This window comes from Actinokineospora alba (assembly GCF_004362515.1).
GTDB classification, from domain to species: domain Bacteria; phylum Actinomycetota; class Actinomycetes; order Mycobacteriales; family Pseudonocardiaceae; genus Actinokineospora; species Actinokineospora alba.
Window position 1 is genome coordinate 3575006 of the sequence record NZ_SNXU01000001.1, and the last position, 12498, is coordinate 3587503.

At 69.1% G+C, this 12498-nt stretch carries 11 protein-coding genes; 8 read left to right on the top strand and 3 right to left on the bottom strand.

The features are described from left to right. Positions 1-69 precede the first annotated feature (69 nt). From entS to C8E96_RS16410, 4 genes are read left to right on the top strand one after another with little or no spacing between them, the layout of a single operon-like run. Complete coding sequence (gene entS, locus C8E96_RS16395; protein WP_091382963.1) at positions 70-1392, top strand: enterobactin transporter EntS; 1323 nt, start codon at positions 70-72, stop codon at positions 1390-1392. 49 nt (positions 1393-1441) lie between these two features. Next, on the top strand, positions 1442-2473 hold the full coding sequence (locus C8E96_RS16400; protein WP_166658024.1) for an ABC transporter substrate-binding protein: 1032 nt from the start codon (positions 1442-1444) through the stop codon (positions 2471-2473). Positions 2474-2495: 22 nt separating this feature from the next. After that, positions 2496-4124: a (2,3-dihydroxybenzoyl)adenylate synthase gene (locus C8E96_RS16405; protein ID WP_091382958.1), complete on the top strand. Its 1629-nt coding sequence runs from the start codon at positions 2496-2498 to the stop codon at positions 4122-4124. Positions 4125-4159: 35 nt separating this feature from the next. Beyond that, the gene (locus C8E96_RS16410; protein WP_228770233.1) at positions 4160-5518 is read left to right on the top strand and encodes a salicylate synthase; all 1359 of its coding nucleotides are present in this window, start codon (positions 4160-4162) and stop codon (positions 5516-5518) included. A gap of 4 nt (positions 5519-5522) precedes the next feature. On the opposite strand, the gene C8E96_RS16415 is transcribed toward C8E96_RS16410, so the two are convergent. Further along, positions 5523-5777: a hypothetical protein gene (locus tag C8E96_RS16415; protein ID WP_133794515.1), complete on the bottom strand. Its 255-nt coding sequence runs from the start codon at positions 5775-5777 to the stop codon at positions 5523-5525. A gap of 121 nt (positions 5778-5898) precedes the next feature. Between C8E96_RS16415 and C8E96_RS16420 the strand changes: the two genes are divergently transcribed. Both C8E96_RS16420 and C8E96_RS16425 read left to right on the top strand, forming a co-directional pair. Beyond that, complete coding sequence (locus C8E96_RS16420; protein WP_228770232.1) at positions 5899-7449, top strand: amidohydrolase; 1551 nt, start codon at positions 5899-5901, stop codon at positions 7447-7449. A gap of 155 nt (positions 7450-7604) precedes the next feature. Beyond that, positions 7605-8048, top strand: coding sequence for a hypothetical protein (locus C8E96_RS16425; RefSeq protein WP_091382952.1), 444 nt, complete (start codon positions 7605-7607; stop codon positions 8046-8048). A gap of 998 nt (positions 8049-9046) precedes the next feature. Here C8E96_RS16425 and C8E96_RS16430 read toward each other — a convergent pair. Continuing rightward, positions 9047-9679 (bottom strand): peroxiredoxin, encoded by a 633-nt coding sequence (locus tag C8E96_RS16430; RefSeq protein WP_091383443.1) that lies wholly within the window; start codon positions 9677-9679, stop codon positions 9047-9049. Positions 9680-9923: 244 nt separating this feature from the next. On the opposite strand from C8E96_RS16430, the gene C8E96_RS16435 reads away from it, so the two are divergent. Both C8E96_RS16435 and C8E96_RS16440 read left to right on the top strand, forming a co-directional pair. Beyond that, positions 9924-10874: an ABC transporter ATP-binding protein gene (locus tag C8E96_RS16435; RefSeq protein WP_091383444.1), complete on the top strand. Its 951-nt coding sequence runs from the start codon at positions 9924-9926 to the stop codon at positions 10872-10874. Positions 10875-10879: 5 nt separating this feature from the next. Continuing rightward, entirely contained in the window at positions 10880-11692 is an 813-nt protein-coding gene (locus C8E96_RS16440; RefSeq protein WP_133794517.1) for an ABC transporter permease, read from the top strand. A 123-nt stretch (positions 11693-11815) separates the two neighbouring features. On the opposite strand, the gene C8E96_RS16445 is transcribed toward C8E96_RS16440, so the two are convergent. Next, positions 11816-12475, bottom strand: a complete 660-nt coding sequence (locus tag C8E96_RS16445) for a response regulator (protein WP_091383446.1) — start codon at positions 12473-12475, stop codon at positions 11816-11818. Positions 12476-12498: the final 23 nt, after the last annotated feature.

The following is a 12498-nucleotide window of genomic DNA, read 5'->3' on the forward strand; positions in this document are numbered from 1 at the left end:
GTGATCGAATTACGTTAGGCTAGCCTAACTTCTGATAGCAGGATCACGTCCAAAGAGGGGTCACCACTGATGCGCCTGGGGCAACTTGTCGTCGATGTGACGCCAGCCAGGGTCAGCCGAGATTTCCGACTCCTTCTCATCTGTCGGACAGTCGTGCTGCTCGCCGCGGGGTTCATCGCGGTGGCCGCGCCGGTCCAGATCTACCGGCTCACCGAGTCGTCGCTCCAGGTCGGACTGGTCAGCCTGGCCCTCGGGATGACCAAGCTGTTCGGGTTCATCGCGGGCGGAGTCCTCGCCGACCGGATGGACCGACGCAAGCTCATCCTGATCAGCAGCGTCACCGTCGTGCTGGCGTTCAGCGCGTTCGCGGTCAACGCCGCGCTGGCGTCGTCCCACGAGCTGCTCTTCATCTATCTCATCGTGATCGTCGGCGCGGGCGTGGAAGGAATCGGGGAGACCGCGCTGTCCGCGGTCACCCCGGCCCTGGTCGCGCCGGAGCACCTCGCCGCGGGCAGCGGCTTGATCGCGGTGACCTCGCAGCTCGGCTTCATCGTGGGCCCCGCGCTCGGCGGTGTCATCATCGCGGGCGCAGGCCTCCCCGGGACGTACGCGGCGGCGGCGGTGGCGATTCTGATCAGCACGGCCCTGCTCGCCACGCTGCCCTCGCTGCCGCCGGGGTCGGACGAGTCCAGTGCCGACGACAAGCGGGAAGGCGTCTTCGCGTCGATCTCCGAGGGATTCCGCTTCGTCCGGCACAACAAGCTCATCCGCGGTGTGTTGATCATCGACCTGTGCGCCACCGGTTTCGGCGTCCCGCAGACACTTTTCCCGCAGCTGGTCGCCGAGGTGTTCCACGGCGGGCCCGAGATGATCGGCTTGCTGGCCGCCGCCCCCGCGGTGGGCGCGCTGCTGGCCTCTGTGAGTTCGGGTTGGACCGGTCTGGTGCGCCGCAGCGGACGGGCGCTGATCGTCGCGGTCCTGCTGATGGGCGCGGCCTACATCGGCTTCGGGCTCAGCCCGCACCTCGTGCCCGCGATGGTGTTCCTGGCGATCATCGGCGGCGTCGACTCGGTATCGGAGATCCTGCGCCGAGCGCTGCTCATGCACCACACCCCGGACCACCTGCAGGGCCGGGTCAACAGCCTCTGGCTGGCCCAGGCGAGCTCGAGCTATTCCTTGGGCAGCACCACTTCCGGGTTCGCCGCGAGCCTGTTCGGACCGGCCTTGGCGATCATCGGGGCGGGCGCGCTGTGCATCAGCGGGGTGGCCGCGCTGGCGTCGACCTCGCCGGAACTGCGAGAGGCGACTCTGACCGTCGACGAAGACACAGTGGACCCAGCTGTGAGCGGGAGCACCGGGAAGGACCCTGGCGCAGAAGTTAGCTTAGGCTAAGCTCACCTTCGGTTTTCGCAGATGAATGATCGCGATCGGAAGGACACCGATGAATTCCACCCGCCCCCGCCGAGCCGTCCGGCTCGCGGCCGCAGTGCTGGCAGCCGCGCTCGTCGGCACCCTGGCCGCCTGTGCCTCCGCCGATAGCAGCAAGCCTGCCGGACCGGCTTCGGAAGCAGCGACCGGGCCGTGGGAGTTCACCGATGACCGCGGCACCAAGGTGTCGCTGCCTTCCAAGCCCAAGCGCATCGTGGCCCAGGTGCACGCCGCCGCGGCCCTGTGGGACTTCGGCGTCAAGCCGGTCGGCGTGTTCGGCCCGCAGCGCAAGCCCGACGGCACCCCGGACCCGCAGGTCGGCAGCGTCGACCTGAACACGGTCAAGTCCGTGGGCGCCGAGTTCGGCGAGTTCAACCTGGAGGAGTACACCAAGCTCCAGCCCGACCTGGTCGTCACGATCATGTACGGCCCGGCGCTCTGGTACGTCCCGGAGGAGGCCAAGCCCAAGATCGAGAAGCTGGCCCCGATCGTCGGCATCCGGCTCGACGGCAAGTCCGCGGCCGAGTCGATCAAGAAGTTCGGTGAGCTGGCCAAGTCGCTCGGCGCCGACATCGACGCCCCCGCCGTCAAGGAAGCCAAGGCGGACTTCGACAAGGCCTCCGCGGACGTCACCGCGGCCGCGAAGGGGAACGCGGGACTCAAGGTCGCCATGGTGATCGGCGAGCAGGGAGGCTACTGGGTCGCGGACCCGAAGTGGCACGGTGACGCCATCCTCTTCAAGGAACTCGGCGTCGACGTCGTCGCCCCCGGCAAGCCCGACGCGTCCTTCGGCTTCGAGAAGCTGAGTTGGGAACAGGCGGGCCTCTATCCGGCCGACCTCGTCCTCGAGGACGCGCGGACCCTGGGCATGACCCCGGCCGAGCTGGCGGCGAAGTTCCCCACCTGGAAGGAGATCGCCGCGGTCAAGGCGAACCAGGTCGGCAACTGGCGCGCGGAGACGGCGTCGAGCTACAAGGAATACGCCAAGGTGCTCAAGGAACTGGCCGAGAAGGTCAAGAGCGCGCGCGCCGACGTCGTTTCCTAGTCGCGACCGGGGGATATCGACGATGACCAGTGATCTCGGACCGGACCTGACCGAGTGGCCGGCGGACTTCGCCGAGCGCTACCGGCGGGACGGCTATTGGCGCGACCGCACGCTCGACGACCTGCTTCGGCAGTGGGCGGCGGACTACGCCGACCGCACCGCCGTGGTCGACGGCGACCGCCGCTGGACCTATGTCGAACTCGAGCGGAGGGTGGGCGGCCTGGCCGCCCGCCTGCACGGGCTCGGCATCGGCCGCGGCGACCGGGTCGTGGTGCAGCTGCCGAACAAGGCGGAGTTCGTGGTGCTGTGCTTCGCGCTGTTCCGGCTCGGCGCCCAGCCGGTGCTGGCACTGCCCGCCCATCGCGCCAACGAGATCACCTATCTGTGCCAGACCAGCGACGCGGTCGCGTACGTGGTGGCCGACCGGCAAGCCGGATTCGACTACCGCGACCTCGCCCGCGAAGCCCTGCGCGCGGCACCCGCGCTCAAACACGTCCTGGTTGTGGGAGACCCGGCCGAGTTCGAGCCGCTGGAAACCGGTGCTGGGGAGGTGGGGGACCTCCCCAGCACCGGGCTTGCCTCCGAGGTCGCACTGTTCCTGCTTTCAGGCGGGACAACGGGACTTCCGAAGCTGATTCCCCGTACGCACAACGACTACGCGTACAACCTCGAGGCCAGTGCGCGCGTGTGCGGCTTCGACGAGAACACCGTCTACCTGGCCGCTTTGCCGATCGCGCACAACTTCCCGTTCGGCTGCCCCGGCATGCTCGGCACGTTCTGCGTGGGTGGAACCGTTGTGCTGGCGCCGAGTCCGGCCCCGCCCGACACGTTCCCGCTCATCGAGCGTGAGCGGGTCACCGTCACCGCGCTGGTGCCGCCGCTGGCGCTGCTGTGGATGGAGGCGGTGAAGTGGGCGGGCCGTGACCTGTCCAGCCTCTCCGTGCTCCAGGTCGGTGGCGCCAAGTTCAAGCCCGAGGCCGCCGCCCGCGTCCGGTCCACTTTGGACTGCCAGTTGCAGCAGGTGTTCGGCATGGCCGAGGGACTGCTCTGCTACACCGGCCTCGACGACCCCGACGACGTCGTCGTGGGCACCCAGGGCCGCCCGATGTCGCCCGCCGACGAGATCCGTGTCGTCGACGTGGACGGCAACGAGGTCGCGCCCGGCGAACTCGGCGAGCTGCACACCCGCGGCCCCTACACGCTGCGCGGCTACTACCGAGCCGCCGCCTACAACGCCCGCGCGTTCACCGCCGACGGCTTCTACCGCACCGGAGACCTGGTCCGGGTCACCGAGACCGGGCACCTGGTCGTCGAGGGACGCGTGAAGGACATCATCAACCGCGGCGGGGAGAAGATCTCCGCCGAAGAGGTCGAGAACCACCTGCTCGCCCACCCGGCCGTCCGCGACGCCGCCCTCGTCGGCATGCCCGACGACGTGCTCGGCGAACGGACCTGCGTCTACGTGCTGCCGCGCGGCGACGCGCCGACCCTGCCCGACCTGGTCGCCTTCCTGCGCTCGCGGGGGCTGGCTGACTACAAGCTGCCCGACCGGCTCGAAGTCGTCGACGCGTTCCCGGGAACCGGGGTCGGCAAGGTCAGCAAGAAAGACCTGATGGCCGACATCACGGCCAAGCTGGCGGCCGGCCGATGACCGCCGGTATTCACCCCGAACCCTTGGGAGTCACGGTGTCAACCGAAGCCCTGCTGCTCGACGAGCAGTTCACCGGCCGCCTGTCGTACCACGAGCTCGAGGTCGACGCGCCCGGCGACCCGCTGCTGGTGAGCACCCGGTTAGTCGAATCCGGCATCTCCGACACCCACGTCCTCTACGAGCGCCCCGGCGCCTGGGCGGTCGCCCTCGGCGCGCTGGCCGAGATCACCCTGACCCCGTCCGAGGCGGTCCTGGAACTGGTCGACGGCCCCCGCACCTCGCTGCGCTGGACGGATTCCCCGGTCGACCGGGTCGCCGAACTCCTTGAGCGGCTGGCGATCGACGGTTGGCGCGCCTACGGCTGGGCCGCCTTCGAACTGGCCTACGCGCACGCGGGCATGCCGGAGCTGATCCCCGACGGCGAGACCCTGCTGCACTTGGTCGTGCCGCACACCGAGGTCCGCATCGCCGACGGGCGCGCCACCATCCGCAGCACCAACCCCGACCTCCTCGACACGATCCGCGCGCTGCTCGTCACCCCCGCGCCCGTGCGCGACTACGAGCCCAGCCCGGTCGCCGTCGAACACTCCAACGCCGACGCCTACCGCGCGTCGGTCGCCGCCGCGGTCGAGGACATCAGGGAACGCAGGCTGCAGAAGGTGATCCTGTCCCGCGTGGTGGAGGTCGACCACCCGGTGGACCTGGTCGGCACCTACGTCGTCGGCAGGCAGCGCAACACCCCGGCCCGCTCGTTCCTGATCAGCATGGGCGGCTTGCGGGCCACCGGTTTCAGCCCGGAGATCGTCGCGGAGGTGGACGAGACCGGCTGGGTCACCACCCAGCCGTTGGCGGGCACCCGCGAACTGTCCATTTTGGACGCGGACAACACCGACCTGCGCGCGGACCTGTTGAGCGACACCAAGGAGATCTTCGAGCACGCCATCTCGGTCAAGGTGTCGTGGGAGGAACTCACCGAGCTGTGCGAGCCGGGCAGCGTGGTGGTCGACGACTACATGGCGATCAAGGAGCGGGGGAGCGTGCAGCACCTGGCTTCGTCGGTGTCGGGGCAGCTGACGGCGGGCCGGAACCCTTGGCAGGCGTTTATCACCCTGTTCCCGGCGGTCACCGCGTCCGGTATCCCGAAGAAGGCGGCCTACCCGGTCATCCAGCGCCACGAGACCCACCCGCGCGGCCTCTACAGCGGAGCGGTGCTGACGGTCGACCAGTCCGGCGCGCTGGACGCGGCCCTGGTTCTGCGCACCATCTTCCAGCGTGATGGGAAGACCTGGCTGCGCGCGGGCGCGGGCATCGTCGAACAGTCCCGCCCCGAGCGCGAGCTGGAGGAGACCTGCGAAAAGCTCCGCAGCGTCGCCCTCCACGTGGTCCGCGCCTGACGAGTCAGGAAACCTTCCGATGCGTCAGATCGAGCGCACCGCCGCCTGAAGCGGTCACGAACACCGCGCCGCCTGCCCGGTCGATCTCGATCAGGCCGGCGCGAGTCAGCTCGTACAGCGCCACCAGCTCGTGTCCAGGCTGGAATCGCCCCTCACCGACAGTGGCGAATCCACCGGAGACGCCGATGTTCCCCCGCCACAAGACGGCGTTGTCGCGGACCGCGGCGAGCATCCGCAGGTGCATTGGTGTGAGGTTCATGAGGACTCCGGGCGACTGTGTGAGCTGGACCACATGACTGTGGGCCATTCGGGTGGCTCGCCGCGTCCGCATAACCACGGATGCGGGTACGTACTTCGCTGCCGATGGGAGAGTTGAACCCGTGATCCTCGACGTCAAGCTCGTGCGTGGCCGAATCCTCACCATGGACCCCGACCACCCCGCCGCGCACACAGTCGGGGTGTGGCGGGGGCGGATCGTCGGGCTCGATGACGACGTCGCGGGCCTGCCCGCCAGGCGGACGGTCGACCTCGACGGTGCCACCGTCCTCCCCGGTTTCGTCGACGCCCACACTCACCTCACCTGGGCCGGACGGGCGCGGCGGACCATCGACGTGTCCGGGTGCCGCACGGCCGGGCAGGTGCTCGACGCGCTGCGGGGCGCGGCGGGGGAGGGGTGGATCGAGGGGTCCGGCTACGACCGGCGCGCGTTGGACCGGCCGGTGACCGCGGCCGACCTCGACACGGTCAGCGCCGACCGGAACATCTACGTGCAGGACGTCTCCGGACACGCGTGCGTGGTCAACTCAGCGGTGCTCACGCAGCTGCCGGGCATCGTCAGCGACGGGTGGCTCACCGAGACCGACCAGTCCGCGGCCCGGGCCCTGCGGCTGCCGTACTCCCTCGACGAGATCTGCGAAGACCTGCGCCACAGCGCTCGGCAAGTGCTGTCGGAGGGCATCACGACCTGCGCGGAGGCCGGTGTCGGCGCCGGGCTCCTCGCGAGCAGCCCGGTCGAGGTCGCCGCGTATCAGCGGGCGGACCTGCCCATCCGCGTGCAGCTCATGGTGTCGGCCGACGTGCTGCGTCCGGTCGGCGCGCACGTGGACGACGGGATCACCCGGTCGATCGACCTGGGGCTGCGCAGCGGATTCGGCGGCGACCGGCTGTCCATCGGCGCGCTCAAGGTGTGGACCGACGGCGGCATGATGGCGCGTACCGCCGCCCTGACCGAGCCGTACGTGGGCACCGACAACACCGGTGTCCTCCTCGACGAGCGCGCCGCCATCCTCGACGGGCACGCGGCGGGCTGGCAGCTCGCCGTGCACGCCATCGGCGACCGGGCCGTCGACTTCGCGCTCGACACCATCGCCGAGGCCCAGTCCCGCGCCCCGCGGCCGGACGCGCGCCACCGGATCGAGCACTGTGGACTCGTGCGGCCTGACCAACTGACACGGATCGCCGAACTCGGCCTCATCCCGGTGCTGCAGCCGACCTTCCTCTGGGCCTACGGCGACGACTACTCCGCGATCATGGGCCCGCAACGCGCGCCTTGGATGTACCGGGGACGGTCCTTCCTCGACCACGGCATCACGATCGCGGGCAGCTCCGACCGCCCCGTCGCCGACGGCGCACCGCTGCGCGCCATCGAGTTCATGGTCGAGCGCAAGTCCGTCAACGGCGGACACATCGGCGCGGGCGAGGAGATCACCGTGGACGAGGCCATCGCCGCGTACACCCTCGGCGGCGCCTACGCGTGCGGGCTGGAAGCGGAGCTGGGCAGCATCACCCCGGGCAAGCTCGCCGACTTGACGGTGCTGGCCGACGACCCCCGCACCGCCGCCCACATTTCGGCCGTGGAGGTGCTGGCCACGGTCGTGGGCGGTGACTTCGCCTTCGGCCGGTGGGCGGAGACACCGGGGGCGGCCTGCTGATCACGCGTTCGCCGGACCGCGACCTCGCGGCGGGGTGAAGCGTCACGACACGCTCTGTGGGAGGCGAGGTGCGCTTTCACTCGGCTGGGTGTTTGTCCCGGTGCCGCCGGGGGACTCGCAGCGCGGTACCGATCGCTGTGCGGTCCACTTGAGACATGACGAAACACGCCCCCATCACGCGCCTTCTCACCGCGCTCATGTTGTGTTGCGCCATGCTCGTGCCGATGACCGGGACCGCGACGGCCACCCCGGCCACACCGGCGACCGCCGAGCACGACGCCACAGCGAACAAGGTCAAGGCCAAGGTCAACGCCAAACTCCTTGACACAAAGGTAAAGGTCAACGCCGACGCCCGGATCGATGGAAAACTCGACCTGCCGAAGAGCAACGCCCGTTCGCTGGAACTGATCGTCATCCAGCGGCTGGTCGCGGGCGCCTGGGTTGATGTGTCGACCGGCTCATGCAGGCCGAACTACAGCTTCCGGCTGACCGTGTCGTTCAGCATCGCCGCCACCTACACGCTGCGGGTGTACTACCCGGAGACCGCCACGGCGACGGCTGCGGCTTCTGGGACCTTCAACCTGACGGTTTTGGGCTGAGCAAGCACCAGACCCGCTGAACCCGCCCGCGGTGGCCAAGCGCCACCGCGGGCCCACCAATGAAACGACCCGGCGAACCTGACTGCACTACGGCATCCCGCCGCAACCACAGCGCACGCAACACCAATCGCACCCACCACCGGCCGGACCGCAGGGCATCGCCCGCAGCGCTGGAACGCGGTACATGTCGCACCCGCACCACCCCGCCGACCGGACCGCAATACCACCCGCGCTGACCTGCGGCGCAGGTCGAAACTGCACCACCCACAGCCCCACTCCAACGGGGTTGCCTTGGCGGTCTTTGGCTTTTAATCCCTGCTCTACCCCCTGCCCCCTCGTCCTGGCCATCTTTAACTCTCGATCATCGGTGTCAAGGGTCGGCTTGCCGATCGCGCAGCGACGGCGCTTGCGCCGCCCTTGACGCCGATGATCGAGAGTTAAACAATTGTGGCCGAGGGGGACTTTCCCTTGGGAGCTACCAAGAACTCGGGGTCTTAGCGAAGTGGTGGGCCCCTCTGGCGCGATTGTTTAATTCTCGATCATCGCTGTCAAGGGCGGCCGTAAACGGCCGTCGCTGCGCGATCGCTGCGCGACCCTTGACAGCGATGATCGAGAATTAAAAGCGGCCAGGACGAGGGGCAAGGGGGAAGTGCAGGGGCGAAGAGCCGTCCCCGAAGGCAACCACGTCCGGAGCTATGGGGGAGGCGTGTCCCTGAGGGTGACCACGTTCGGAGCTATGGGGGAGGCGTGTCCCTGAGGGTGACCACGTTCGGAGCTATGGGGGAGGCGTGTCCCTGAGGGTGACCACGTTCGGAGCTATGGGGGAGGCGTATCCCTGAGGGTGACCACGTTCGGAGCTATGGGGGGAGGCCCCGTCCAGAGGTGCAGGGACAAGGGCATCCCCGAAGGCAACCACGTTGAAGGGCTGTCCTCGACCAACCTTCAACCACAAACAAACCGGGCCCCACCGATGGCGGGGCCCGGTCGTGTTCGGTCGCTCAGTCTGCGGGCTGGGCGATGAAGCGCAGGTACGGCTTGACCTCTTCGACGTCGCCGAACTTTGCCTTGGCGTCCTCCGTGGACACGGTCGGGGGGACGATCACGCGGTCGCCGTCGCGCCAGTCGACGGGGGTGGCGACGGTGGCGCGGTCGGTGAGGCGCAGGGCGTCGAGGCAGCGCAGGATCTCGTCGAAGTTGCGGCCGACGCTCTTCGGGTAGGTGAGGGTGAGGCGGATTTTGTCGGCCGGGTCGATGATGAAGACCGACCGCACCGACGAGGTGTCGCCGGCGTTCGGGTGGATCATCCCGAAGAGGTTCGCGACCTTCTTGTCCGGGTCGGCGACGATCGGGTAGTCGACGGTCGTCTTGTTGACCTCGTCGATGTCCGGCACCCACTTGTTGTGGTCGTCGACCGAGTCCACCGACAGGGCGATGGGCTTGGCGTCGCGGGCGGCCCACTCCTGCTTGAGCTGCGCGACGCGGCCCAGTTCGGTGGTGCAGACCGGCGTGAAGTCGGCCGGGTGGCTGAACAGCACGGCCCAGCTGCCGCTCTTCCAGGCGTGGAACTCGATCGCCCCGGCCGTGCTGTCGGCGGTGAAGTCGGGCGCGGTGTCACCCAGTTGCAGGCTCACTAGCGGGCCTCCCATGATGTACGGACATTTGCGCCGCGAGTCTAGGGAGATCCCAGCCCGGTGGCGATCGATCCCAACCAGTAGACGCCGGGGCTCGCGGTCGGGCGTCCACCAGCTCGGTCCGGCTCCGCTGAACGGACCCTGTCGATCGGCAGGGTGCCGTGGGTGTCGGTCGCCCGATGTGTCGGCCGGTGCCGCCGCCATAGCGTTCTCCACAGGGACACGAAGACCTGGGAGGACGGACGTGATCACGTTGCGGGGCTTGACGAAACGGTACGGGGAGCGGACCGCGGTCAACGGTCTCACGCTGGAGGTCCGCCCCGGGAAGGTCACCGGCTTCCTCGGCCCGAACGGGGCGGGCAAATCGACCACCATGCGGATGATCCTCGGGCTGGACGCCCCGAGCGAGGGTTCCGCGCTGATCGGCGGCAAGCGCTACGTCGACCTGGTCAACCCCCTGCGCGAGGTCGGCGCGCTGCTGGAGGCCAAGGCCGTGCACCCAGGCCGCTCCGCCCGCGGCCACCTGCTGGCCGAGGCGCACACCCACGGCATCCCCGCCAAGCGGGTCGACCAGATCCTCGAGTTCGTCGGCCTGGCGGACGTGGCCCGCAAGCGGTCCGGCTCGTTCTCCCTGGGCATGAGCCAGCGGCTGGGCATCGCGTGCGCGCTGCTCGGCGACCCGGAGACCCTCATCCTCGACGAACCGGTCAACGGGCTCGACCCGGACGGTGTGCGCTGGGTCAGGGACCTGGTCCGGGCGCTCGCCGACCAGGGGCGGACCGTGTTCATGTCCAGCCACCTGATGACCGAGATGCAGCTGGTCGCCGACCACCTGGTGATCATCGGCAAGGGCGAGCTCATCGCCGACGCGCCGATGGCGGAGCTGATCGCGAAGTCCTCCGGCCAGTCCGTGCGGTTCCGCGGCCGCGACACCCACGGGGTGGAGGCGCTGGCCGCGCGGTTGGCGAGCGACTCGGTCGAGGTCACCCGCGACGGCGCGTTGGAGCTGGTCGTTCGGGGCGCGACGGTGGAGCGCGTCGGCGACCTCTGCCACGAGTTGGGCGTTCGGGTGCGCGAGCTCAACGCGGCCGAGGCCTCGCTGGAACAGACCTACATGCGACTCACCGCGGGCAGTGTCGAGTACGGCGAGTCCGACTCGCTGCGCGCCGCGAACCAACAGGAAGCGCAGGTGTGAAGACCGTGACGACCACGATTTCGGCACTGCCGCCGCGGCTCGACCTCCCGCCGGACGCGGGTGGCGGATTCCTCGGCGCCGTCCGCTCGGAATGGACCAAGCTCCGCACCGTCGCCTCGACGTGGTGGACGCTGGCGGCGGCCACCACGCTGTTGCTCGGCGGCATGGCGATCGCCGCTGTCTCGACCCGGTCGCAGCACGCGGACGGCAACCCCGCCGCGTTCACCAGTTCGGCGCCGTTCATCACCGGTGAGGTGATGGCGTACCTGGTGCAGTGGAGCATCGTCATCCTCTCGGTGCTGATGGTCACCGCCGAGTACCAGTCGGGCAGCATCCGCAACACCCTGCAGTGGGTGCCCGACCGGGCGAGGATGCTGCTGTCCAAGGTGGCGGTGCTGGTCCCGCTGCTCCTCGTGCTGGGAATGGTCTTCGGCGCCGTGGGCCTCGGCATCGCGATTCTCGGCCTCGGCGAGTTCGGCGAGGCCTTCACCACCGACGACGCCTACAACGTCGTCGTCGGTGTGGCGCTCTACCTGCCCATGCTCGGGGTGTTCGCGCTGGGCCTGGCCGCGGCCCTGCGCGGCGCCGCGCAGACCATCTCGATCATCTTCGTGGTCCTGCTCATCCTGCCGCTGATGCTGCCCGCGATCGGGCTGGAGACGGTGGCCGCGTACCTGCCCGGTGACGCGGGGGTGAACCTCATGCGCGGCACCAGCCACCCGATCTACCCCCGGCCGGTCGGCGGGTTGATCGTCCTGGCGTGGAGCCTCACGTCGCTCGCGACCGGCTACCTCGCGCTCCGCAAGCGCGACACCTGACTGTGCCGCCACCCCGAAATTCTTAGTGTTGTCACGTGCCGTTCGATGCTGCGGTTTGGCGGGTCACCGTGGTCGAGTTTCGTCACGGTCCCCTTAGGTCTCGATCTGTTGCGCCTCCGGTTATCAGTACTCGGCGTGAATTAGGCCTGCTTCGTGGGCGAGAACGGCGGCCTGGACGCGGTTGCGCACGCCGAGGCGGCTGAGGATGGTGCTCACGTAGCTTTTGACCGTGCCCTCGACCAGGTAGAGCCGCTTGGCGATCTCCACGTTCGACTGCCCGGCGCCCACCAGCGTCAGCACCTCGCGCTCGCGGTCGGTGAGCGCGCTGATCCGCTCGATCGCGCTGGTGGTGCGGGACATCTTCTCCCCGCCGAGGTTCGCGATCACCCGCGCGGCGATCTTCGGCGACAAATACGCCGCGCCCTCGGCGACCGCGCGGACACCGGCGACGAGTTCGCGCGGATCACCGGACTTCAGCAGGAAGCCGCTCGCGCCCACGCGGAGCGCCTCGGCGATGTAGCTGTCCTCGGAGAACGTCGTCAGCATGACCACGGCGGTCTCGGGCACGGTCCGGCAGATGGTCGTCGCCGCGGCGAGCCCGTCCATCTCGGGCATCCGGATGTCGAGCACGGCCACGTGCGGCCGGTGCGCGGTGACCAGTTCGACGGCCTCGTGCCCGCCACCGGCCTCGGCGACGACCTCGATGCCGGGATCGGAACCCAGGATGCCCCTGATCCCGGCGCGGATCATCGCCTCGTCATCGGCCAGGACAACTCGGATCACTGCTGCTCCTTCAAAGGTCGGAA

Excerpts from the sequence above, each read along its gene's own strand:
- entS (WP_091382963.1), top strand. The coding sequence starts at position 70 with ATGCGCCTGGGGCAACTTGTCGTCGATGTGACGCCAGCCAGGGTCAGC.
- C8E96_RS16400 (WP_166658024.1), top strand. The coding sequence starts at position 1,442 with ATGAATTCCACCCGCCCCCGCCGAGCCGTCCGGCTCGCGGCCGCAGTG.
- C8E96_RS16405 (WP_091382958.1), top strand. The coding sequence starts at position 2,496 with ATGACCAGTGATCTCGGACCGGACCTGACCGAGTGGCCGGCGGACTTC.
- C8E96_RS16415 (WP_133794515.1), bottom strand. The coding sequence starts at position 5,777 with ATGAACCTCACACCAATGCACCTGCGGATGCTCGCCGCGGTCCGCGAC.
- C8E96_RS16425 (WP_091382952.1), top strand. The coding sequence starts at position 7,605 with ATGACGAAACACGCCCCCATCACGCGCCTTCTCACCGCGCTCATGTTG.